The following is a 23542-nucleotide window of genomic DNA, read 5'->3' on the forward strand; positions in this document are numbered from 1 at the left end:
GCAGCCCGCGATGTCGGACCACGCCGATACGCTCCTGGATCATGAGATTCCTGCATACGTCGGACTGGCACCTGGGGCGGTCGTTCCACCGGGTGAGCATGCTCGACGCCCAGGCCGCGTTCCTCGACCACCTGGTGGCGACGGTACGCGAGCGTGACGTGGACGCAGTGCTGGTCGCAGGAGACGTGTACGACCGAGCGGTGCCGCCGCTCGCGGCCGTGGAGCTGTTCGACGAGGCGCTGCACCGGCTTGCGGCGGCGGACGTGCCCACGGTGATGATCTCCGGGAACCACGATTCGGCGCGCCGGCTCGGCGTGGCCGCCGGACTCATCGAGCGGGCGGGCATCCATCTGCGCACCGACCCGGCGGGCTGCGCCACACCCGTGGTGCTGGCCGATGCCGACGGCGAGGTCGCCTTCTACGGGCTGCCGTATCTGGAACCGGCCCTGGTCAAGGACGAGTTCAAGGCGGACAAGGCCCGGCACGAGACGGTGCTGGCCGCGGCGATGCAGCGCGTACGGGAGGACCTGGCCGACCGGCCTGCGGGCACCCGGTCCGTCGTGCTGGCCCATGCTTTCGTGGCGGGCGGTGAGGAGAGCGACAGCGAACGGGACATCACGGTCGGCGGGGTCGCCGCCGTGCCCGCAGAGGTCTTCCACGGCGTCGACTATGTGGCCCTGGGGCATCTGCACGGCTGCCAGACCATCACCGAGCGCGTGCGCTACTCCGGTTCACCTCTCGCCTACTCCTTCTCCGAGACCCACCACCGCAAGACCATGTGGCTGGTGGACCTCGATGCCGGGGGCGGTCTGGCCGCCGAACGTGTCGACTGTCCCCGGCCCCGGCCGCTCGCCCGGCTGCGCGGCACGCTGGAGGACCTCCTGGCCGACCCGGCGCTCGCCCGCCACGAGGAGTCGTTCGTCGAGGCGACCCTCACCGACGCGCTGCGTCCGGCCGAGCCCATGGCGCGCATGGCCGAACGATTCCCGCACACCCTCAGCCTCGTGTTCGAACCGGAGCGCGCGGACCAGGACACCCTCGCTTCCTACGCACAGCGGCTGCGCGGCCGCAGCGACCATCAGATCGCGGAGGACTTCGTGGCGCATGTGCGCGGCGGCACCGGGCCCGACGACCACGAGCGCGCCGTGCTGCGGGGCGCCTTCGACGACGTACGGGTCGACGCGGGTGTGCGCGAGGTGGCCGGGTGAGGCTGCACCGACTGACCGTCACCGCCTTCGGACCGTTCGGCGCCACGCAGGAAGTCGACTTCGACGCGCTGGCCGGCGCCGGGATCTTCCTGCTCCACGGACCGACCGGCGCCGGCAAGACGTCCGTGCTCGACGCGGTCTGCTTCGCGCTGTACGGAGCGGTGCCGGGCGCGCGGCAGAGCCCCGGCGCCGTGCTGCGCAGCGACCATGCCACGGTCGGCACCCCCACCGAGGTGTGCCTCGAACTGACCGTCGGCGGACGGCGGCTGGAGCTCACGCGCCGTCCCGCACAGCCCCGCCCGAAGGCGCGCGGCACCGGCTTCGTCACCGAGCGCGCCCAGAGCCTGCTGCGCGAGTACGACGCCACGAGCGGCGAGTGGCAGGCCCTGAGCAAGTCCCACCAGGAGATCGGCGAGGAGATCACCCAGCTGGTGGGGATGAGCCGGGAGCAGTTCTGCCAGGTCGTGCTGCTTCCGCAAGGCGACTTCGCGCGCTTCCTGCGGGCGGACGCCGAAGCGCGCGGCAGGCTCCTCGGGCGGCTCTTCGACACGCGGCGTTTCGCGGCGGTCGAAGAACGGCTCGCCGAGCGCCGGCGCGCCGCGGAGCACCAGGTGAAGGCCGGTGACGAGCGGTTGCTCGCACTCGCCCACCGTATGGCCCAGGCCGCGGGCACGGTGGCGGGGGACCGGCCGCTGCCTGGGCAGCAGCCCGGTGACCCGGGGCTTGCCGCGGGCGTCCTGGAGTGGGCGGCGATCGCCCGCGTGGACGCGAGGGAGTGGCTCGGCACGGCCGAGTGCGGCCTGGCCGCCGCGGAGAGCCGGCAGGCGGCGGCCAGGCGTGCTCTCGACGACGAGCGTGAACGGGACCGGCTGCAGCAGCGGCACGCGGACGCCCGGCGGCGCGCGGAGGCGATCGAGGAAGGCCGCCGTGAGCACGAGGGGCTCGTGGCACGCCTGGAGCGGGCCCGCAAGGCGGAGCTCGTCGTACCCGCGCTGCGGCTGCGCGATGACGCCGAACGCGCCCACCGCGCGGCGGCCGTGGAGCGCGAGCGGACCCGGGCCGGGCTGCCCGAGGAGCTGGCCGAAGCGGGCGCCGAGCACCTCACGGATCGCGAGCGCGCGCTGCGCCAGGAGCTCGGCGGCCTGGAGTCCGCCCGGCGGGCGGAGCAGCGCAGCGCGGAGATCGACCGCGAGCGGGCGGATCTGGAGCGCCAGGCGCGGGCGGACGACGACATCCTGCAGGAGGCGTCCGTCTGGCTGGCCGGCTGGGAGGGCCTGAGACGCCGCCACCAGGACCGCGTCGCGGCGGCTCAGGAGGCCGCGACCCGCGCCGAACATCTCGCGGGTCGCCTCGAACCCGCCCGCGACCGGCTGCACGCCGCGCGTGAACGCGATGAGCTGTCGGTCCGCGCCGAGCGGGCGGCGGACCGGCTGCGCATCCTGCACGACGGGGCCAATGAGGCCAGGGCGGCGTGGCTGGACCTCAAGGAGCGGCGACTGCGGGGAATCGCGGCGGAGCTGGCGTCCTCGCTGGTGCCGGGCGAGCCGTGCGCCGTCTGCGGTTCGGCGGACCATCCTGCCCCCGCCCGTGCGGGCTCGGGCCATGTGGACCGCGCGGCGGAGGACGAGGCGTACACCGCCGGTGTGCGGGCGGAGGAGGCGAAGGCGGCAGCCGCTCGCGATCTGGCCGTGGTACGAGAGGCAGGTGCGGCCGCGGCGGCCCGCGCGCGGGGGGTTGCACCGGGAGCCGTCGATGCGGCGGCACCTGCGCGGCGGAGACCGGCCGCCGGGGGGACGGGCCTGGGGCGCGAAGCGGTCGGTGCCGCGGACGCCGCGCCGGTGTCCCGTCTGCTGCTGGACGACGGCGGTCGTGGCGGGCCGTTGCACCCCGGCGCCGGGGTGCCGGGGCCCCGCGGTGCCGGGGAACCGGGAGCGAGTGGCCCCGTCGAGCAGGTCGTTGCGGCGGGGACGCACGCCGAGGGGCGCGCGACGCACGGCCGCGCCGCAGCGGCCGCGGACGGCGGCGCGCACACCGCCGCCGACCCGACCGTCGGCGAACTGAGCTCCGCCGTCGAGGAACTGGAGCGGGAGCACGCCGAGGCTCATCGCACCGCGTCCGGCAGGCACGCTGCCCAGGAAGCGCTCGAGCGGATCGAGCGTGAGCACCGCGAGCGCGTCGACACCCAGCAGCAGGCCGAGCGGCGTATCGCCGCCCGCACCTCACGCCGCGAGACCCTCGACCAGGAACAGACGGCCATGGCAGCCGAGTTGGCACGTGCCCGCGGCGACGCCGGAAGCGTCGCCGCTCACGCCGCGGTCCTCGAGGGCCGCGCCGGGCTGCTCGCGGCCGCCTCCGATGCCCTACGGGCACAGGAGGGCACCGAGGAGCGGCTCAAGGAGGCCGACGACCGGCTTGCCGATGTCGCGTACGAGGCAGGGTTCGACACTCCGGGCGCCGCGGCGAACGCCGTCGTCACGGACGCCGAACAACGGGACATGCAGCGGCGGATCGACGCCTGGCGCACCGAGGCCGCCGCCGTCGCCGACCGTCTCGCCGAGCCCGACGCCCTCCTCGCGGCCGAGCGCCCCGCCGCGCAGCCCGAGGCCGCCCGAGCCGCCGCCGCGGCCGCCGAGCAGGGACTGCGTGACGCCGCCTCCCGGCTCGCAGCGGCCGGGGAACGGTGTGCCGAGCTGGACCGGCTCTCCCGCGAGACGGCGCATGAAGTCCTCCGGCTCGGGCCGCTGCGCGATGAGTACGACCGTGTCGCCCGCCTCGCCGGGCTGACCGCCGGCACCTCCGCCGACAACGAGCGCAAGATGCGCCTGGAGTCCTATGTCCTCGCCGCGCGGCTCGAACAGGTCGCGGCAGCCGCCACCGTACGGCTGGAGCGGATGTCGTCCGGCCGCTACACGCTCGTCCACTCCGACGCCCGCACCGGTGGCAAGCGGGCAGGTCTCGGACTGCATGTCGTGGACGCCTGGACCGGCAACGAGCGCGACACCGCCACGCTCTCCGGAGGAGAGACGTTCTTCGCGTCACTGGCCCTCGCGCTCGGCCTCGCCGACGTGGTGACCGACGAGGCCGGGGGAGTGCGGCTGGACACTCTCTTCATCGACGAGGGCTTCGGCAGTCTCGACGACCAGACGCTCGACGAGGTGCTGGACGTGCTCGACTCGCTGCGCGAACGGGACCGCAGCGTCGGCATCGTGAGCCATGTCGCCGATCTCCGCCGCCGTATCCCCACCCAGCTGGAGGTCGTGAAGGACCGGCACGGGTCGACGGTGCGGCACCGTACGGCCGGGGGCGGCGCGTGAGGCGCGCCGTTCAGCGGCCGATGGCGCGGCGTGGCAGCGGCGAGGAGTAGACGATGCTGGTGGTGACCGACCCGAGTGTGCCGATCTTCCCCGACACCTCCTCGAGGTGGTTCATGGAGCGCGTGGCGACCTTGATCACGAAGCAGTCGTCGCCCGTCACATGGTGCGCCTCGAGGATCTCGGGCGTCGTCTCCACCAGATCGTGGAACGGTTTGTAGTTGCCGTTCGGATAGCGCAGCCGTACGAACGCCAGGATGGGCAGACCGAGCCGCTCGTGGTCGACGACCGCCGTGTAGCCCTTGATGATCCCCACTTCCTCCAGCCGGCGCACCCGCTCGGTGACGGCGCTCGCCGACATCGAAACGGCCCGCGCCAGCTCGGCGAAGCTGGCCCTGCCCTGGGCCTGGAGCGCCTGGAGGATGCGCCAGTCGGTGGCGTCCGGTGAATATCCGGTCATGCCGGAGAGACAACAGGGGAATCACCGGCGGATCAAGTCAGGTCCCGTGGAATCCCACTTCCTGGAAACGATCAACGGCCATAGATTCTCAGTCATGACCACGACGCAGATTTCCGCAGATCAGGGCAGTGGGGGCCATCGGAGCAGGCTGGGTGGGAACCCCGTCCTCCGTGTCCCGCCCGCCTCCCCGGCCGTCGCGGCCGCCTACTTCGGTGCGAGCCTCGCCTTCCACGCCGACGTCTCCGATGTCGCCGACGCCCTCGCGGCCGGCGACGACCCCGGATTCGTCGTGCTGGACTCCCGCTCGACCGAGTCCTGGGACCAGGGCCATGTCCCCGGCGCGGTCCACCTGCCGACCGCGCTGATCCCTGAGCAGGCCGAACAGTTGCTCGACAGGTCCGTCCCGGTCGTCACCTACTGCTGGGGCCCTGGCTGCAACGGCGCCACCCGCGCGGCGCTCGCCCTCGCGGAACTGGGCTTCCGGGTCAAGGAGATGCTCGGCGGTTTCGAGTACTGGGCCCGCGAGGGCTTCGAGTACGAGACCTGGGAAGGCCTGACCCGGCGGGACACCGACACGCTCACCGCGCCCGTCGCGGCGGACGACTGCGGCTGCTGAGCCACGGGGCGGTAGCCGCGGCGCCGAAGCCGGGCGGACCGGGGGAACCCGTCCCCGCCGAAGGCCCCGCCGTCACCCTTGGCGTACGACCGAGGGGCACGGGCGCACATAGCGCGCGTCCGACGGGAGCGTCTCGGCAGCCGGGCACGCCGCGCGCAGGACGACGTCCAGGACGAGGTCGTCGTCGCAGGCGTAATGGCCGCTCGCCCAGGCCGCGTTGGCTTCGACGACGGCCCAGTCGCCGTCCACGGAACCCACATCGACCACGATCGCGCTCGGCAGCCTCGTGCCGTCCAGCCGGGCGGCGAATTCCAGTACCTCGCTCCGGCGCGGGTCCGCGTCGAGCGGTGCGACATCGAGATCGCCGTGCACGGCGTAGCGGCTGCCCGTCACCACGACGCCGTCCAGCAGGAACAGCCGGTACTCCGCCGTGAACGACACGATGTCGCTGACCAGGACCCGGATGTCGTCGTCGACGGCGTCCGGACCCGGAAGCCCGCTGCCGTCCGCGTAGACCCGGGCGGGGAAGCTCTTGTCGTTGGGCGGCTTGATGAAGGCGGGCCTGCGCAGGGCGCGGGCATGAGCGATGGCGGTGAACTGTATCTCGCGACGGGTCAGTTCGTACGGCAGTGAGGCCAGCCAGTCCTCGGGCGCCTCCAGCAGACCGAGGCCCAGCTCACCGGCCACGGCGTCCGCGAACAGCGGCCCCGCGTACAGGGAGGCACCCGGCGCGCCCTTCGACTCCTCGGGCACGCGCCAGTCGTGCAGCGTCCGCGCGCTCATGCCGCGCCGGACGGCTGCCGCCGCCAGGGCGGAGCCGGTCGCGGTGACTCTGGGGGAGAGGTGAAGGGTGCGCATGACACGACACGATGAGGCACGGGGGCGGGCCGGCGGAACCGAATTACGCGGGCGGGGAGCGGCGGCCCGGGCCCGGGGGCGGGGAGGCCCCCGGGCCGGGGCGTCAGACCGCGAGTGTCGTCACAGCTTCGACAGTTCGTCGACCAGGTCGTCCAGGCCCAGCGATCCCTGCGACAGCGCCGCCATGTGCCACGCCTTCGCGTCGAACGCCTCGCCGTGTGCGCGGCGGGCGTTCTCCCGGCCCAGCAGCCAGGCGCGTTCGCCGAGCTTGTAGCCGATCGCCTGCCCCGGCAGGGACAGGTAGCGCGTCAGCTCGCTCTCCACGAAATCCGCTGGCCGGCCACTGTGGGCGTTGAAGAACTCCTCGGCCAGCTCCGGCGTCCAACGCTCGCCCGGACGGAACGGCGAGTCCTTCGGGATCTCCAGCTCCAGATGCATGCCGATGTCCACGATCACCCGGCACGCCCGCATCATCTGCGCGTCGAGGTAGCCCAGCCGGCGCTCCGGGTCGGGCAGGAAGCCCAGCTCGTCCATCAGCCGCTCCGCGTACAGCGCCCAGCCCTCGACGTTGGCGTTGACGCCGCCGATCGTCGCCTGGTAGCGGGACAGCTGGTCGGCCACATGGGCCCACTGCGCGATCTGCAGATGGTGGCCCGGAACGCCCTCGTGGTACCAGGTCGACACCAGGTCGTACACGGGGAAGCGGTCGGCGCCCATGGTCGGCAGCCACGTGCGGCCGGGGCGGGAGAAGTCCTCCGAGGGGCCGGTGTAGTACGGGGCGGCGGCGCCGCCGGGCGGGGCGATGCGTGACTCCACCTTCCGTACCCGCTCGGCGAGTTCGAAGTGCGTGCCGTCCAGCGCTGCGATCGCCTCGTCCATCAGGTTCTGGAGCCAGACGCGTACTTCTTCCTCGCCCTCGATGTGCTTGCCGTGCACGTCGAGATGGGCCAGCGCCTCCCAGGGGCCCGCGCCGGGAAGGATCTTGTCGGCCTCCTGCTTCATCTCGGCGAGCAGCCGGTGGTACTCGGCCCAGCCGTACGCGTACGCCTCGTCGAGATCCAGATCGGTGCCGTTGTAGTAACGCGACCAGCGGGCGTAGCACTCGCGGCCGACCGTGTCGGGTGCACCGGCGACGGCGGGGGCGTAGACGTCGCGCATCCAGTCGCGCAGCGCGACGAGCCCCTCGCCCGCGATGCGGGCGGCTTCGTCGAGTTCGGCGCGCAGCGCGTCGGGGCCGCTCGCCGCGAACTCCTCGAACCAGTTGCGCTCCGTGCCGATCCACTCCGTGAACTGCCCGATGACCGTGTTCGTCGCGCGGGGGCCGGCGTACACCTTGTGCTCGAGTCCAAGCGCCAGCGATGCGCGGTATCCGTCCAGTGCCGCCGGGACCCCCCGCAGCCGTTGTGCGACGGCCGCCCAGTCCTCCTCGGACTCCGTCGGCGTCACGGTGAACACGGAGCGCACCTCATGGGCGGGCGAACTCAGGTTGCTGACGGTCCGCAGCCCCTCCTTGGCCTCGTGGACGGCGAGCTGGGCCGTGAGCCGGTCGCGCAGCAGCCGGCCGCAGCGCCTTTCCACGCCGCTCTCGGCGCCCGGGAGCTTCTCCGCCTCGTCCAGGCGGGCCAGTGTCTCGCGGGCGAGTGCGGCGACGGCCTCCTGCCCCGCGGGCGAGTAGTCGGGAAGGAAGCCGGAGCTCTTCTTGTCTCCCAGATACGTGCCGGTGATCGGGTCGAGTTCGATGAATGCGTCGACGTAGGCGTCGGCGACCTGACGGGGCAGCGCGCTGCGTGAAGTGTCTGGCATGCGCTCATCCTGATACGAGACGGGCCCTCACGTCACGATGATTGTGGATCAGTCGACCGTCGCCGACGCCGGAGGCAGCAGAGGTCCGCAGTCCCACTGCTGGAAGATCAACCGGGTCTCCACGCGGGCGACTTCACGCTGCGAGGTGAACTCGTCCAGAACCAGGCGCTGCAGATCGGCCGGATCCTGCACGGCCACATGGACCAGGTAGTCGTCGGGGCCCGTCAGATGGAACAGCGCCCGGGACTCGGGCAGGGCGCGGATGCGTTCCACGAACGGCCCGATCAGTTCACGCCGGTGCGGCCGGACCTGTACCAGCAGCAGCGCCTGCAGTCCGCGCCCCAGCCGGGCGGGATCCAGCGCGAGCCGGTGACCCAGGATCACGCCGGAGCGGCGCAGTCGCGTGACCCGGTCGAGGCACGTCGAGGGAGCCACACCGACCTCGGCCGCCAGCTCCCGGTAGGTGGTCCGGGCGTCGTTCTGCAGGAGGCGGAGTATGTGCAGATCTACCGGGTCCAGTGCGACAGATTCGGCCATTCATCGAACGTAGCACGGTGCAGGACCGTTACTTTCCGGTAGCTGTTCACAGTGCGGCCATGGAGAACGCAGCTTCGGCCACTCCCGTACCCCGGGCCCTGGCCACCCACGCCGTGCACGCCGGCCGCGAGGATCTCGCCCTGCTCGGAGTGCACGCCCCGCCGCTCGATCTGTCCACGACCTACCCGTCGTACGACGCCGCAGCCGAGGCCGAGCGGATCGACGCCTTCGCCGAAACCGGCGCCAGGCTCGAGGGCCCGCCGGTCTACGCCCGGCTGGACAACCCCACCACGGCCCGGTTCGAGACTGCGCTTGCCACGCTCGAGGGAGCCGAGAGCGCGGTCGCGTTCGCCAGCGGCATGGCGGCCCTGACCGCTGTGCTTATGGTGCGGGCGAGCATGGGGCTGCGCCATGTGGTCGCCGTCCGGCCGTTGTACGGCTGCAGCGACCATTTGCTGAACGCCGGGCTGCTCGGGACCGAGGTCACCTGGGCAGACCCGGCCGGCATAGCCGACGCGCTGCGTCCCGACACCGGCCTGGTGATGGTGGAGACCCCGGCCAATCCGACGCTCGCCGAGGTCGACCTGCGGGCGGTGCGGCACGCCTGCGGCTCGGTCCCGCTGCTGGTGGACAACACCTTCGCCACCCCGGTCCTCCAGCGCCCGGTGGAGGACGGTGCCCGGCTGGTCCTGCACAGCGCCACCAAGTACCTGGGCGGCCACGGCGATGTGATGGGCGGCGTGGTCGCCTGTGACGAGGAGTTCGCGCGCAAGCTCCGCCAGGTGCGCTTCGCGACCGGCGGCGTACTGCATCCCATGGCCGGATATCTGCTGCTGCGCGGTCTGTCCACGCTGCCCGTGCGGGTCAAGGCGGCGTCCGCGACCGCCGCCGACCTGGCGCGGCGGCTGGCCACGGACCCCCGCGTGGCCCGGGTCCACTACCCGAGCATCGGCGGAGCGATGGTCTCGTTCGAGGTCTACGCGGACCCGCACGACGTGATCGCCGGCGTCCGCCTGATCACCCCCGCGGTCAGCCTGGGCAGCGTCGACACCCTGATCCAGCACCCGGCCTCCATCAGCCACCGGATCGTGGCCGAGGGTGACCGGCGCTCGGCGGGAGTCAGCGACCGGCTGCTGCGCCTGTCGGTCGGGCTCGAGGACGTCGAGGACCTGTGGCGGGATCTGACCGAGGCGCTCAGCGGTCGATCTGCTCGTAACGGGACGCCGGACGTGCGGGAGCCGTATCGAGTCGTGCGGTGACCACCATCGTCCCCTCCTCTATCTGGTAGTCCAGCGGAAGACCGAGACCGCGCATGGCCGCCACCATGCCGGTGTTGGATGCCTGTGTGACGGCGTACACGCTCGCGCAGGCCGCCTCGGCGGCCAGTCCCACGAGCCGGCCGAGCAGCTCGGAGCCGATACCGCGCCGCTGCCAGGCGTCCTCCACCAGCAGCGCCACCTCGGTCTCGTCGCCGTCCCAGAGCAGATGGCCGAGGGCGACCAGCTGCCCGGACGCCGTCTGGACCGCGAGCGTGCGCCCGTAGCGCGGGCTGAGCAGGTGGTTCAGGTAGCGGTCGGCGTCGCCGACCGGGCCGTGGTAGCGCAGGCTCAGCGTGCGTTCGGAGCACCGCTCGTGCATGGCCAGGGCGGATTCGACGTCGCTCTGGTCGGCGCGGCGCACGATGATCTTGTTGCCCTCGGGGAGGGTGAGGACATCGTGGCTGCGCGGGATACGGGGGCCCAGGCGGGCATCGAGCTCGACCAGGGCGCGGGCCCGGGCGAACTCGGTGGGGGTGAAGGGGAGATACGGTCGCTCGACGGTGAGCGCGCCGCCGTTCGGGTCGCGCAGATGCATCACCGTCTCCTCCAGCACACCCTCCACCGGGGGCAGTTCACCAGTGGGCCGGCCGGTCAGGGAGAGGGCGGGGCGGGAGCGTATCGTGCAGCGTCCGAGCAACTGCCGTAGAGCGAGCGGCAGTTCTGCCGCATCCAGCGCCGTGCGGGTGGCGAGTCCGAGGACCCGCGTGGGGGTGTCGACGAGATCGTGGGCATCGGCGCGTTCGATCCAGGTGTCACGGCCTCCGGCCTCCGCGATCCCGTGGGTGAGGTCAGGCGCCTGGAGCCCGGCAGGGGCGCGCAGCAGGAACTCGTCCACCGTCCCGTCGGCCAGCGGGTGGGTCTGCAGCGTCAGGATGTCGACGCCCTGCCCGGCCAGCGCGGTGCACAGGGCCGCCAGACTGCCGGGCGTGTCCCGCACCGTGGTGCGCATGCGCCACAGCACGGTCTCCCGCGGGCCGGTGCCGGCGGATGCGTGGGCGGAGCCGGTGGTTTCCGCCTTTCCGGGTTCACCGGCGGCCGGTGTCCCCGGCGGGGGCGCATGGCTGTGGCGGCGTGCCCACCACGTGTGGAACGCCGCCGTGGCGACGAGCGTCACCGCGGAGGCGACGAGCAGGAACGGACCGTCGGGGCCGTGCCCGACGAGGTTGGCGATGGCGTCGGCCACCGCGACGGCGGTGAACATGGCGGCCAGTTCGACGAGATCCCGCCGCCAGTGGTGCGAACGGCGGGCACTCTTCCCAGAAGTCACATCTGTCATGGCTTCACTGTGGCCCAGCGGTGTTGCGTGATCACGAACGCTTTGTGACTGATGGGTTAAGCCAGTATCTGGCCTGCTATGGACAGTTTTTGGCCATTTCTGGCGTGGGGCGTTCGCCTCAGTGACCCAACGCAACCAGGAGCCGGGAGGCCTGCCGCACGAGGTCGGAAGAAGCCCGCTTCCCGGCGAGTGCGGCGAGCCTGTCCATCAGGCCGGCACTCGCGGCCTCGCATGCCACAGCCGCACCGCACTGCTCCGTACACTCCGCCGCCACGCCCAATATCCCTGCCAGTCCGCGCGGCCCGGGCGCGGCGCCCAGCAGCGGCGGGAGCAGGGCCGCCAGCACCGCCCACGTCGTCGCGTACGCACCGGTGACGGCGGCAGCTCGGGCGGCATCGGCGAGCCGGTTGAGCTTGATCGTGCCCTGCAGTGCGAGCTCGGCGAGTTCCCGCCCCAGCAGCGCGCTGTCGAGCTGGCCGCGGGCGGCGAGCACCAGCAGCGCGTCCACTGCCGACAGCCGGTCCTCGCCGTGCCGGGCGCCCAGACCGCAGGCGAGGAGCCGGTGCAGTGCGGGTCCCGCGTGGCCCTCCGCCTCGGCGAGCGGCGGCAGGCAGGACGCATTGCCCCGCATCTCGTCGACGGCGGTCGCCAGCACACTGCGGAGCTGCCACGCGGCCAGCGTCTCCCGGTCCTGCGGCAGTACGGCCGGCCAGCGGAGATCCACCGCGGCCCAGTGGAAGCAGTCGGTCCGGGAGATGTCCTGGGCCCACGTCAGCCAGTGCAGCGAAGCCGGGAACTCACGGCGTACCGACCACCGCTCCCGGGTCTCGTGGATCAGCTGCCGCGCCCCCTCGTGCCGGTCCTCGGGCCCGGACGAGGCCGGGCCGCCGTCGATGCCCACGCGCGGCACGGTCGGTACGGGCTCCGGCGCGGTGAGCCAGTTGGCAAGCCAGTCCGCCTCCTTGGTGCCGAGTTCCGCTGCTGACCGTTCTTCATCGGCTCGGCGCGGCGTGGGGCTGACGGAGCATGACCTGCTCGGGGCAGTCGGGCTCCGCCGGCCCGCGTATCGGCCCTGCCGTACGGAGCTCGAATGCCGCGGGGCCGGCGCAAAGACGACGAGCCCGTCCTACTGGCCCACCCGCCCCGGCTGCAGGGTCTTGCTGAACAGCACCGCTCCGCCTTCTGCCCGCAGCCGCACCGTCAGCTCACCGCAGTCACCGTCGATGTCGACCTCGCCGAAATACTGCGGCGACTCCATCGGCGACACATTCGCGCGCTGCGGAGCCCGCACGAAGACCCGCTCAGGGCCGAACGTCGCGTCCAGTGCATTGGCCGGGAACCCTCCCGCCGCAAGCGGACCCGAGACGAACTCCCAGAACGGTGCGAAGTCCTTGAACGCAGCCTGCTCCGGCGCGTAGTGCTGGGCCGAGGTGTAGTGCACATCGGCGGTCAGCCACAGTGTGCCGGTGATCCTGCGGTGCTTGACGAACCGGAGCAGCTCCGCGATCTGCAGCTCCCGGCCGAGCGGCGCACCCGGATCGCCCTGTGCCACAGCCTCGAAGTTCGCCGCGCCGTCCGGCACCACGAGCCCGAGCGGCATGTCGGAGGCGAGCACCTTCCACACCGCACGCGAGCGGGCGAGCTCCCGCTTCAGCCAGGCGAGCTGCTCCGCGCCCAGGATTCCCACGGTGTCGTCGGCCTGGCGCCCGGGGGAGTTGGCGTTGCGGTACGTACGCATGTCGAGGACGAACACATCGAGCAGCGGGCCGTGGTGCACCACCCGGTGGATGCGGCCCTCGCTGCCGCGCGGCGAGAGGGTGCCCACGGGGAAGTACTCGCCGAACGCCTGCATCGAGCGCCGCGCCAGCACGTCTACATCCTTCTCCGTGTACCGCGGATCGTCGAGGATCTGGCCCGGGTACCAGTTGTTGCGGACCTCGTGGTCGTCCCACTGCGCGATCGTCGGCACCTGGGCGTTGAACTGCCTGACGTTGTCGTCGAGCAGGTTGTACCTGAAGTTTCCGCGGTACTCGGCGAGCGTCTCGGCGACCTTCGACTTCTCCTCGGTCACGAGGTTGCGCCACACCCGCCCGTCCGGCAGCGTCACGCTCGGCACGAGGGGCCCGTCCGCGTACACGGTGTCGCCGCTGGACAGGAAGAAGTCCGGATCGAGGCGGCGCATCTCCTCGAACGCGCGAAAGCCGCCGATGTCCGGGTTGATGCCCCAGCCCTGGCCCGCGATGTCCCCCGACCACAGGAACCGCACGCCGTCGCGGCGTCGCGCGGGGGCGGTGCGGAACGTCCCGTACACCGGTTCACCGGTGCGCCGGGGATCGTCCGGGTCGGTGAGCACCACGCGGTAGTGCACCTGCGCACCGGCCGGCAGCCCGCGCAGCGCGGTGGTCCCGGTGAAGTCGCTCCCGGGACCCAGCAGGGGGCCTCGCCAGCGGCGGGCGTGCCGGAAGGACTCCGTCGCGGAGGTCTCCACGATCATCCGGGCAGGACGGTCCGAGCGCACCCACACCAGTCCGGACGACGCGGTGACATCGCCGGTCTGCACACCCCAGGCGGCGCCCGGCCGCCCGGACAGCGCGAGAGCGGGAGCGCCCGCCGCGGTGGGCAGGGCCAGGGAGGCCGACGCGGCGACCGTGCCCTTGAGCACAGAGCGGCGGGCGGGGGCGGATCTCGGTGGGGTGTGCGACATCGCTGCGCCTCCAGGCGGTGTGGCGGATCGTGTGCCGTGCCATGCCTAGTGCCCGGCCACGGCCGCCACACGAACCCCAAGTGAACAGCCGGAAGAGGAGGTTGGGGCAACGAGCGGTCCCCCGGCGTGCCGTGCCCGCCGCCCGTGCCGTGAGCCGCACGCCCCGGGCGCTCCCGGAGGCTTCCGGCACGCGTGCCGGAGCACTCGGACGCGCCTGGCGAGTATCGGCCGGGCCGTCAACGGCGACCGCTCGCCGCCGCCCTGCAGTCCGGTCCCGCACCGTGGCCGTACGGCCCCCGCCTCAGCTGCTGGCGTCCAGCAGGACGCGGGCCACCAGTGCCGGGTCGTCGTTCATCGGGACATGGCCGCAGCCGGGCAGCCGGATCAGCCGCGCGCCGGGAATGACGTGCTTGGCCCTGATGCCCTGACGGCGCACCAGCAGGCGGTCCCGCGTACCCCAGCCGATGGTGACGGGCAGGTCGGGGATGTCGTCGGTGAACAGCACACTGCGTCCTGCGGCCAGGGTCTGGTGGAAGCCCGTGGCGTCGCGCAGCCCGATCGTCTCGGCGACGGCGGCCTCCGGTGAGCGCCGGCCCGGCCGCGCGTAGATGGTGCCCGTCAGAGCCGTCCGTCCTGCGGCCGTACGGGACAGCCGTTCGATCAGCGGCAGCGGCAGCGACTGCGCGCCCAGCCGCATCGCCCGCAGCGTGGCGAAGGCATAGCGCCGCTCGGCCTCCGACCAGAAGCCCGCCGGGGACAGCGCGGTGACCGACCTGACGAGCTTCTCGCGGCCCAGCTCCAGCGCAAGCAACCCGCCCAGCGAGTTGCCCGCCACATGCGGCCGGTCGATGCCCAGAGCCGTACAGAAGGAGCCGAGCGCCGCGGACACGGAGGACAGGTCGTAGGGCACACCGTCGGGCAGCGCGGGGGAGATGCCGAAGCCGGGCAGGTCGACGGCGATCACATCGCGCTCGGCGGTGATGATCCCGAGCACGGGCTCCCAGGCCTGCCAGTGATGCCCTATCCCGTGCAGCAGCAGCAGCGGCTCGCCCGAGCCGCGCCGTTCGTAGTTGACGGTCAGCTCGCGGCTGCCGTGTGCCGTCTCGATGGAGAACGAGATCTCTCTGGCCATTCTGCTGCCCCTGCCCCTTGGTCGTAGACGCACTGTCAGTAACAATTACCGTTCGGTAGCTTCCAGTTCAAGAGGCCACGAGTGCGTCGCTCGCCACTGCGCCGGGCGAGGCACCCGATCCGCCTGGACAGCGGATGCCGCATCGGCTGGGATGGAGGAATGGCGACCGACACCCTGACCGACGTCTTCGAAGAGCACCGTCCCGTTCTCACCGGGGTGGCCTACCGGATGCTCGGCCGCGTCGCCGACGCCGAGGACGTGGTGCAGGAAGCCTGGCTCCGCTGGTCCGCGCAGCAGCGCGACGAGGTCCGGGAGCCACGCGGCTACCTTGTCCGGATCACCACCCGTCTCGCCATCGACCGGCTGCGGCACGTCCAGTCGCGGCGCGAGGCCTATGTCGGCCCCTGGCTGCCGGAGCCCATCGCCACGGACTTCGGTCCCGCTGTCCCCGACACGGCCGAACGCGCGGTGCTCGCCGAGACCGTCTCCTTCGCCGTTCTGGTCGTCATGGAGTCACTCTCACCGCTGGAGCGGGCGGTGTTCGTGCTCCGGGAGGCCTTCGGTTTCCCGTACGGGGAGATCGCCACCATGCTGGAGCGCTCCGAGGCGGCGGTGCGCCAGCTCGCCGGGCGGGCACGAAAGCATGTCGAGGAGCGAACGCATCGCCACGACGTCGACCCCGCCGCATGCCGGGATCTGACGGAGCGATTCCTCGCCGCCGCGTCGGGCGGCGACCTGGGCGAGCTGTTGAAGCTGCTCGCCCCCGACGTGCGCCTGGTCGGCGACAGCGGCGGCAAGGCCAGGGCCCCGCTGCGCGTCCTCGAGAGCGTGGACAAGGTCGGACGCTTCCTCTTCGCGGTGGCGCACCAGCCGGTTCCCGACGCCGAGATCCGCGTGCTCGAACTCAACGGCGCTCCCGCACTGCTCGTCCTGTCGGGCGGGAAGCCGGACACCGTCATGCAGGTGGAGATTCAGGACGGCCGCATCACGTGCGTTTACATCGTCCGCAACCCTGACAAGCTCGGCGCCGTCGCCTCGCTCTAGCCGGCCCGCCTCCGTCCTCACCGCACGTCAGGCCGTGTGGGACCCCGTGTCCGCGGTGGATGCGGGGCCTTTCGCGACGTCCGTTCCGCCCGGTCACGAACGTCCTGTAAACGCTCTGCGAATCCGTTCCGTTCCACTGCGTGACGGCGGCAGGATTGGTCTTGACCAAGGGGGTGGGCCGTCCTATGGTCGCAGAGATAGTGCAGGAACCTTTAATAAACAAGGGCGCGTAAAAGCCGCCGGGGACACGGCCATTGCGGAGGATCAGGGTGGGGACCACGCAGCTGGAATCGGTGCCGGAACCGAAGTACTGGCACCTCAAGACCGTGATCGGTGAAGCACTCGACTCGGACTTCACCGTCGGCGAGATCCTGCCCAACGAACGTGACCTCGCCGCGCGCTTCGGAGTTGCCCGCGCCACACTGCGCCAGGCACTCGAGCAGCTCGAGCTGGAAGGCCGGCTCCAGCGCCGCCGCGGTGTCGGCACGACCGTCGCACCGCCGCGCATGGGCGTGGACGTGTCCACCTCCCAGCACGAGTGGCCCGGCTCCGACACCGACGCCTGGCAGGCCGCCGAGTGCACCGTCGCGGTCCCGCCCGTCGCCGTGGCACGGATGCTCGACACCGACGCCGACGAGGCCACCCACACCGTGCGCCGGGTGCGTATGATCCACGGCCAGCCCGTCGCCGCCGAGCTGCTCTTCGTCCCCGCTGCCTCGGTGCCCGCGCTGCCCGCCATCGACGCACCGTCAGGCCCCGCGCTCGCCCGCGTCGTTCTGCGCGAGCTCCAGCGGCTCGGCCTCGAGGGCCAGGACCGCGCTGTGGAACTGGGCTCGGCGCGCGCCGACGACGCCAGGGAACTGGACCGGCTGCCCGGCGCGCCCGTACTGGTCGTCACCACCCGCTACTTCGCCGAGGGCCGCACGGCGGCCGTCTCGGTGGCCACCTACCGGGCCGACACCTGCCGGCTCACCTTCGGTGACCTCGGGGACCTGCAGATCAGCCACCACGACCAGGAACGCCGCGCCTCCTGACCCACTGCGCTTCTCCCGGCTCGTGCCGGGCTCACCAACCCTGGCACGTTCGAGAGGCCCCAGGCCCGCACGGCCCGTCGCTCCGGGCGAAGGAGCTCAGCGGCGGGCCGTCACCGTTCCCTCGACCGCGAACAGCTGCTCCTCGACATGGTCGAGCGCCAGCCGCAGCGCACCCGTCGCCACGGCCGCCTCGCCCAGCAGGGACAGCACCACGCGAGGCGGCCGCAGACAGTAGCGGGCCAGCTCGCTGCGCAGCGGCGGCAGTACACCGTCCAGCCCGGCCGCCCAGCCCCCGACCACCACCAGCTCCGGATCGAGCGCCAGGACCAGCGCCGCCACATCGTGCACCAGGCGCTGGATGAACCGGTCGACTGCCGCGACGGCCTGTTCGTCGCCGCCCTTGGCCAGCGCGAAGACGTCTGCGACGGCCTGCTCGTCCAGCGGATGCAGCGGCTCGTCCGTGGTCGACAGCAGTCTTTCGGGGGTGGCCCCGCGGCCCAGCAGGTGCAGCGCCCCGATCTCGCCCGCCGCGCCGCCGTAACCCCGGTGCAGCCGCCCGCCGATCAGCGAGCCGGCGCCGGGGCTCAGACCGGCGAGTACGAACACGATGTCGTCCGAGTCCGTTGCCGCGCCCTTCCAGTGCTCCGCGACCGCGGCGGCGTTGGCGTCGTTCTCCACGAGCACCGGGCAGCGGAACGACCGGCGCAGCCGCTCACCCAGCGCCAGTCCGGTCCAGCCGGGCAGCGCCGTCCCCAGCCGCACGGTGCCGTCGGACTCGACGATCCCGGGGGAGCCGACCCCTACCGCGCGCAGACTGCTGCGCGCGACGCCGGACCGGCGCAGCACATCGGCGACAACCGCCCGTACGCGCTCCAGCCGCTCGTCCTCGTCGGCGGTCTCCGACACCTCGCGCGAACCGGCGCCGATGATGCGCCCGTCGAGGCCGGAGAGCAGGGCGGCGACGCGATGGGATCCGATCTCGATGCCCAGCAGATGCCCGGCCTCGGCGCGGAACCTGAACCGCCGGGCCGGCCGGCCCTGGCGACGCGTCCCGCCCTCCTCGGGCACGCACTCGACGACCAGCCCGGCCTCGATCAGCCCCTCGACGACGCCCTCTACGGTCGGCCGGGACAGCCCGGTGATCCGGGTCAGGCCGGTGAGCGTGGTGGACTCGGCACCCCGCAGGGAATGGAGTACCACCGCGGAATTGATCCGCCGCAACAGCGAAGGATCCCCGCCGGTCAGCCGCCCCACCGTGTGTCCTCCCAGCTCGTGCGCGTGTGTGCGGATCGTACTCGCCCCGGCACGATGGCGGCGACCGGCCGCCGGGCCTGGTTGCGCCGGGCCCGGCGGCCGCCATGGGAGACCGCCCGGCACGATCCGCCCCGCCGTGCGCTCCCGGCGCAGGTGAGGTCCACCCACGCCCATGGCTCGCGGCGCCACGCACGCACCTCTGCGACGATCAGGCCGCTGGTTGTTCCCACGGGCAGGCGGTCCTGGGCAGGTCGCCCCATCGATGGCTGTTGATCTTCGCTGTGGCCCCGAGGGTTCGTGGCTGGTGGCGGCCGCCGGGACGCGATCGCCGGGACGGAGTACGCCGCGTGGGCGCTGCCGTTCGTCCGGCAAGGGGCACGGGAGCACTCCCTTCACCGGCGGTGTGTCCGGCGCGCCTCGCGGACGGGAGCCGGCCGGTGCCCCGGACCACTGACGGTGTGCCAATTGTCGGTGCGGGCCGGTTTACTGGCCGCATGACCACTGCACAGCATCTCGCGGCGATCGACCTGCTGCGCTCCCGGCCGTTCCCGGCCGAGCGCGGTCGGTCGGAGCTCGGCGACAGTGGCCCGGGCTACCACCTCGCCGCACTGCGCACGGCCGCGGACGGCGTGGCCGTCCGGCGGGAGGCGGCCGTCGAGCAGTACGAGGCCGAGTGCGAGGCGCTCGCCGGGGCGCTCAGCGGACGCTGGGGGGAGGCGCAGCTCATCAGTCTGTGGTCGGCGTCGGTGCGCGGCGCCGCGGGGGAGGACGTCGCGGCGCCGTGGGACGAGCTGAGCCACAGCGCCGCGTCCGTGTATCTGTGGCGCGTGGAGAGCCACTGGATAGCCGTCGGGCTCTCGCGCCGGGCCGCGGACGACCGGCAGCCGTATCAGCTGCTCGCTGTCGTCACCGAGATCGACCCTCCGTAGGGCTCTGGGCCGCGGTCCGCAGCCGGCCGAACTCCTCCGCCATCGCCTGCGCCGTCCAATGCGCGTTGAGGCCGCTGGGATTGGGCAGCACCCAGATCCTCGTGTCCGCGATCGTGCGTTCCTGGCGTCCGATCCGCGCCGTCCGTTCACCGAACGCCGTGCGGTACGCGGTCACGCCGACGACCGCCAGCCACTGGGGCCGCAGCCGCGCCACCTTCTCGGTCAGCAGCCGCCCGCCCGTGCGCAGCTCCTCGTCGCTGAGTTCGTCGGCGCGCGCCGTCGTCCGGGCGACGACATTCGTGATGCCGAGCCCGTGGTCCAGCAGCTCGCGCTGCTCTGCGGGCGCCAGTTGACGCGGCGTGAAACCCGACAGGTACAGCACCGGCCAGAACCGGTTGCCCGGCCGGGCGAAGTGATGGCCGGTCGCCCCCGACATCAGGCCGGGATTGATCCCGCAGAACAGCACCGTCAGGCCGTCCGCGACCACGTCGTCGACGACGCGGTCGCGGGCGGCCTCGAGTTCCTCGGGTGTCACCCGGCGTCCACCGCGGCTCAGAGGATCGAGCCCGGGGTGTAGCCCGCTGCCTCCGGGTGCTGCTTGGCGATCTCCTCGATCCGGGCGACCACCGAGGCGACCTGATCGCGCGCCGCGCCCGTGAACGACAGCTTGTCGGCCATCAGCGCGTCCAGCTGCGCCCGGTCCAGCGGGATCCGCTCGTCGGCGGCGAGCTTGTCGAGCAGTTCGTTGCGCTCCGCGCCCTGCTCACGCATCGCCAGCGCGGACGCGACCGCGTTCTCCTTGATGGCCTCGTGCGCGACCTCGCGTCCGACTCCGGCGCGCACCGCGCCCATCAGCACCTTGGTCGTGGCGAGGAACGGCAGGTAGCGGTCCAGTTCGCGCGCGACGACGGCGGGGAACGCGCCGAACTCGTCGAGCACGGTCAGGAACGTCTCCAGCAGACCGTCGAAGGCGAAGAACGCGTCCGGCAGTGCCACCCGGCGCACCACGGAGCAGGACACATCGCCCTCGTTCCACTGGTCGCCCGCGAGTTCGCCGGTCATCGAGGCGTAGCCGCGCAGGATGACCATCAAGCCGTTGACACGCTCGCAGGAGCGGGTGTTCATCTTGTGCGGCATGGCGGAGGAACCGACCTGGCCGGGCTTGAAGCCCTCGGTGACAAGTTCGTGCCCTGCCATGAGCCGGATGGTCTTGGCGACCGAGGACGGCGCCGCGGCGAGCTGCACGAGCGCCGAGACGACGTCGTAGTCCAGCGACCGGGGGTAGACCTGGCCGACCGAGGTGAAGGCGTGCGCGAAGCCCAGGTGACCGGCGATGCGCTGCTCCAGCTCCGCCAGCTTCGCCGTGTCTCCGCCGAGCAGGTCGAGCATGTCCTGGGCGGTGCCGACCGGGCCCTTGATGCCGCGCAGCGGGTAGCGGCCGAGCAGGTCCTCGAGACGGTCGTAGGCGACCAGCAGTTCGTCGGCGGCCGTCGCGAAGCGCTTGCCCAGCGTCGTGGCCTGCGCGGCGACATTGTGCGAGCGGCCGGCCATGACCAGCTCCGCGTACTCGCCCGCCCGCTTGCCGAGACGGACCAGCACGGCGACCGTACGGTCGCGCATCAGCTCCAGCGAGAGCCGGATCTGCAGCTGCTCGACGTTCTCGGTCAGATCGCGGGAGGTCATGCCCTTGTGCACGTGCTCATGGCCCGCGAGCGCGTTGAACTCCTCGATGCGCGCCTTCACATCGTGGCGTGTGACCTTCTCGCGCTCGGCGATCGACGCCAGGTCGACCTGGTCGAGCACCCGCTCGTAGTCGGCGAGGGCGGCATCCGGCACCTCGATCCCGAGGTCCTTCTGGGCACGCAGCACCGCGAGCCAGAGCCGGCGCTCCAGCTTGACCTTCTGCTCGGGGGACCAGAGGACGGCGAGCTCCGCAGAGGCGTAGCGGCCGGCCAGGACATTGGGGATGCGAGGCTTCGCAGACACAGCAGTCACGTGTCCAGATTCTACTGGCGATTTCTGCAGGCCAGCGCCCCGCCCCCATTCGTACCTTGCTACGAACGCGCCTCGTCCAGGCCGAGCGGCGGCTCGTACGGGAGCAGTTCGGCCCGCTTGGGCGGACGTCCGTCGCCCGAGGAGCGCCCCGTCAGCCGACGGCCGATCCAGGGCCCCAGGTACTGGCGGGCGAACCGCAGGTCGGCGCCGCGCCGCTCGGCCCACCTCGCCGGGACGGCGGGCGTCAGCGGTGCCTGCCAGTCCTCCTCGGCCTCGTGCCCGAGCGTCTGCCACACCGCCTCGGCGACACGGCGGTGCCCTTCCGCTGTCAGATGCAGCCGGTCCACGTCCCACATCCGCCGGTCGCTCAGCGCCGACGACCTGTACAGGTCCACCACCCGCGCACCGTGCCGGGCCGCGAGCTTGTCGACGTGCGCGAACAGCTCCTCCATGCGTGGGCGGAAGCGCTCCAGTACGGGGCCGCTGCGGCCCGGGCTGCGCATCAGCACCAGCTGTCCGCACGACGGTGCGAGCCTCTCGACGGCCTCCTCCAGCAGCCCGCACACCCGTGGCATGTCGCACTTGGGCCGCAGCGTGTCGTTCAGCCCGCCCACGAGGGTGACCACATCCGCCTGCATGGCGGCCGCCGTGTCGATCTGCTCGTCGACTATCTGGCCGATGAGCTTCCCCCGCACGGCGAGATTGGCGTAACGGAAGCCCGGAGACCGCGCGGCCAGCCGTGCTGCGAGCAGATCGGCCCACCCTCGGTAGGAACCGTCGGGAAGGAGGTCGGACATCCCCTCGGTGAACGAGTCACCGACCGCGACAAAACTGGTGTAGTTGGCATTCATCTCCATGGCGGAGCGATCGTACCGCGCGGTAAGGTCCGTCGGTTCCGTACCGGGAGGGGAGTCCTGTGAGTGATGCACTGCTCCACGCTCTGGCCGAAGCACTGGCCGATGTGGTGACCTCGATCGATACCTGTGACGACGATGTGCTCGACCCGGACACCGCGGTGAAGTGGCTGGAGACCACCGCGTATCTGCTCGACCGGCTCCCGCCCGCCGACCGGCGTGAACTGGCCGGACTCTTCCGCGAGGTGGCGGCACGCCACCCGGAGGGCGCCTGGCGGGACGATCTGCTGAAGGTTCCCGAGGGCTTCGGCCTCGACGACGATCAGCACGAGCTGTACTGCGACGGCGTCGAGGACCTGGTGCGGCGCTTCGTCGAGGCCGTACGGGACGTGGACCCCGCGACCCCGGTGCCGACCTGTCCCGGCTGGACCTTCGCGGACCTGGTGAAGCATCACGGCACCACGCACCGCTGGATGGAGCACCTCGTACGGACCCGGGCCGCCGAGCGGGTCTGGTCACGGGACATACCCCTCGACCTGCCCGATCACCCCGCGGCGTACCCGGAGTGGCTGGCCCGCAGCGCCGAGGCGACGCTGCGCACCCTGCGCAAGGTGGACCCGGAGACCCCGATGTGGTCCCACGGCGCCGAGCAGCGGGTGGCCTTCTTCCCGCGGCGGCTGCTGTTCGAGGCGCAGATCCACCTCGCGGACGCAGAACTCGCCCTCGGCCGGGAACCCGGCATCCCGGCCGGCACCGCCGCTGACGGGATCGACGAGTTCCTGGAGAACCTTCCGCACCTGGGCCGGATCGCCGAGCCCGTCACCAGGCTGCCGGACGGCTCGCTGCACCTGTCGGCCACCGACACCGGCGGCGGCTGGACGATCACGTTCGGCAGCGCCGGGTACGCCTGGACCAGGTGCGGCCCCGCGGCCGATGCCGCCGCGGTGTGCGTCCAGGCGCCGGTCGCCGATCTGCTGCTGCTCACCTACGGCCGCATGCGCCCGGACGACGTCCGGTTCGCCGTCGCCGGCGACCGCGCCCTTCTGGACGCGTGGGTGGCGGCCACGGCGCTGTAGTACCCGCGCACCGGACGCGGAGGCGATGACGGGCCGGGCAGGCAGGGCCCTCGCCCCCGCCCCCGGCTGACGACCGGGCGCGTGAGCATCCGGTCCGATGTTCGGACGGGCGCCCCCGTGTCCCGGTGGTCC

The 23542-nt window shown here is 72.3% G+C and carries 20 protein-coding genes; 8 read left to right on the forward strand and 12 right to left on the reverse strand.

Going from position 1 to position 23542, the window contains the following annotated elements; translation table 11 throughout:
• The first annotated feature begins 41 nt into the window (after positions 1–41).
• Entirely contained in the window at positions 42–1208 is a 1167-nt protein-coding gene (locus OHS70_RS31885; protein ID WP_328403158.1) for an exonuclease SbcCD subunit D, read from the forward strand.
• On the forward strand, positions 1205–4522 hold the full coding sequence (locus OHS70_RS31890) for an AAA family ATPase (protein WP_328403160.1): 3318 nt from the start codon (positions 1205–1207) through the stop codon (positions 4520–4522). Before OHS70_RS31885 ends, OHS70_RS31890 begins: the two co-directional genes overlap by 4 nt.
• Positions 4523–4532: 10 nt before the next feature.
• On the opposite strand, the gene OHS70_RS31895 is transcribed toward OHS70_RS31890, so the two are convergent.
• Positions 4533–4979: an Lrp/AsnC family transcriptional regulator gene (locus OHS70_RS31895; protein ID WP_328403162.1), complete on the reverse strand. Its 447-nt coding sequence runs from the start codon at positions 4977–4979 to the stop codon at positions 4533–4535.
• 94 nt (positions 4980–5073) lie between these two features.
• On the opposite strand from OHS70_RS31895, the gene OHS70_RS31900 reads away from it, so the two are divergent.
• Positions 5074–5595, forward strand: a complete 522-nt coding sequence (locus OHS70_RS31900) for a rhodanese-like domain-containing protein (RefSeq protein WP_328403164.1) — start codon at positions 5074–5076, stop codon at positions 5593–5595.
• 72 nt (positions 5596–5667) lie between these two features.
• Here OHS70_RS31900 and OHS70_RS31905 read toward each other — a convergent pair whose 3' ends face one another.
• From OHS70_RS31905 to OHS70_RS31915, 3 genes are all read right to left on the reverse strand, one after another.
• Entirely contained in the window at positions 5668–6453 is a 786-nt protein-coding gene (locus tag OHS70_RS31905) for an ATP-grasp domain-containing protein (RefSeq protein WP_328403166.1), read from the reverse strand.
• 120 nt (positions 6454–6573) lie between these two features.
• Positions 6574–8256 (reverse strand): DUF885 domain-containing protein, encoded by a 1683-nt coding sequence (locus OHS70_RS31910; protein ID WP_328403168.1) that lies wholly within the window; start codon positions 8254–8256, stop codon positions 6574–6576.
• Between the two features lie 48 nt (positions 8257–8304).
• Positions 8305–8793 carry an Lrp/AsnC family transcriptional regulator gene (locus OHS70_RS31915; RefSeq protein WP_328403170.1) on the reverse strand — a complete coding sequence of 163 codons (489 nt, stop codon included), beginning with the start codon at positions 8791–8793 and terminating at the stop codon, positions 8305–8307.
• A 59-nt stretch (positions 8794–8852) separates the two neighbouring features.
• Between OHS70_RS31915 and OHS70_RS31920 the strand changes: the two genes are divergently transcribed.
• Positions 8853–10052 (forward strand): trans-sulfuration enzyme family protein, encoded by a 1200-nt coding sequence (locus OHS70_RS31920; RefSeq protein ID WP_328403172.1) that lies wholly within the window; start codon positions 8853–8855, stop codon positions 10050–10052.
• Here OHS70_RS31920 and OHS70_RS31925 read toward each other — a convergent pair.
• From OHS70_RS31925 to OHS70_RS31940, 4 genes are all read right to left on the reverse strand, one after another.
• Entirely contained in the window at positions 9988–11388 is a 1401-nt protein-coding gene (locus OHS70_RS31925; RefSeq protein ID WP_328403174.1) for a GNAT family N-acetyltransferase, read from the reverse strand. The genes OHS70_RS31920 and OHS70_RS31925 overlap by 65 nt on opposite strands.
• 118 nt (positions 11389–11506) lie before the next feature.
• A complete protein-coding gene (locus OHS70_RS31930) occupies positions 11507–12289 on the reverse strand; it encodes a DUF7825 domain-containing protein (protein ID WP_328403176.1) in 783 nt (260 codons plus the stop codon).
• 225 nt (positions 12290–12514) lie between these two features.
• Positions 12515–14092 carry an alkaline phosphatase D family protein gene (locus OHS70_RS31935; RefSeq protein WP_328403178.1) on the reverse strand — a complete coding sequence of 526 codons (1578 nt, stop codon included), beginning with the start codon at positions 14090–14092 and terminating at the stop codon, positions 12515–12517.
• A 301-nt stretch (positions 14093–14393) separates the two neighbouring features.
• Positions 14394–15224 carry an alpha/beta fold hydrolase gene (locus OHS70_RS31940; RefSeq protein ID WP_328403180.1) on the reverse strand — a complete coding sequence of 277 codons (831 nt, stop codon included), beginning with the start codon at positions 15222–15224 and terminating at the stop codon, positions 14394–14396.
• Between the two features lie 159 nt (positions 15225–15383).
• Here OHS70_RS31940 and OHS70_RS31945 point away from each other — a divergent pair, with 159 nt between their 5' ends.
• Together OHS70_RS31945 and OHS70_RS31950 are read left to right on the forward strand one after the other, a co-directional pair.
• Positions 15384–16268, forward strand: coding sequence for an RNA polymerase sigma-70 factor (locus OHS70_RS31945; RefSeq protein WP_328403182.1), 885 nt, complete (start codon positions 15384–15386; stop codon positions 16266–16268).
• Positions 16269–16537: 269 nt separating this feature from the next.
• Positions 16538–17302, forward strand: a complete 765-nt coding sequence (locus OHS70_RS31950; protein WP_328403184.1) for a GntR family transcriptional regulator — start codon at positions 16538–16540, stop codon at positions 17300–17302.
• Between the two features lie 96 nt (positions 17303–17398).
• Here the strand turns inward: OHS70_RS31950 and OHS70_RS31955 are convergent, their stop codons facing one another.
• The gene (locus OHS70_RS31955) at positions 17399–18556 is read right to left on the reverse strand and encodes an ROK family protein (protein WP_328403186.1); all 1158 of its coding nucleotides are present in this window, start codon (positions 18554–18556) and stop codon (positions 17399–17401) included.
• Between the two features lie 494 nt (positions 18557–19050).
• On the opposite strand from OHS70_RS31955, the gene OHS70_RS31960 reads away from it, so the two are divergent.
• Entirely contained in the window at positions 19051–19485 is a 435-nt protein-coding gene (locus OHS70_RS31960; RefSeq protein WP_328403188.1) for a hypothetical protein, read from the forward strand.
• Here the strand turns inward: OHS70_RS31960 and mug are convergent.
• The 3 genes from mug to OHS70_RS31975 are packed head-to-tail and all read right to left on the reverse strand — an operon-like array spanning position 19463 to position 22337.
• Positions 19463–20020 (reverse strand): G/U mismatch-specific DNA glycosylase, encoded by a 558-nt coding sequence (mug, locus tag OHS70_RS31965; protein WP_328403190.1) that lies wholly within the window; start codon positions 20018–20020, stop codon positions 19463–19465. The two genes, OHS70_RS31960 and mug, sit on opposite strands and share 23 nt — an antisense overlap.
• 17 nt (positions 20021–20037) lie before the next feature.
• Positions 20038–21480 (reverse strand): adenylosuccinate lyase, encoded by a 1443-nt coding sequence (purB, locus tag OHS70_RS31970; RefSeq protein ID WP_328403192.1) that lies wholly within the window; start codon positions 21478–21480, stop codon positions 20038–20040.
• Positions 21481–21539: 59 nt separating this feature from the next.
• Positions 21540–22337: an SGNH/GDSL hydrolase family protein gene (locus tag OHS70_RS31975; RefSeq protein WP_328403194.1), complete on the reverse strand. Its 798-nt coding sequence runs from the start codon at positions 22335–22337 to the stop codon at positions 21540–21542.
• 59 nt (positions 22338–22396) lie between these two features.
• On the opposite strand from OHS70_RS31975, the gene OHS70_RS31980 reads away from it, so the two are divergent.
• The gene (locus tag OHS70_RS31980) at positions 22397–23410 is read left to right on the forward strand and encodes a maleylpyruvate isomerase family mycothiol-dependent enzyme (protein WP_328403196.1); all 1014 of its coding nucleotides are present in this window, start codon (positions 22397–22399) and stop codon (positions 23408–23410) included.
• Positions 23411–23542: the final 132 nt, after the last annotated feature.

This window comes from Streptomyces sp. NBC_00390 (assembly GCF_036057275.1).
Lineage (GTDB): Bacteria > Actinomycetota > Actinomycetes > Streptomycetales > Streptomycetaceae > Streptomyces.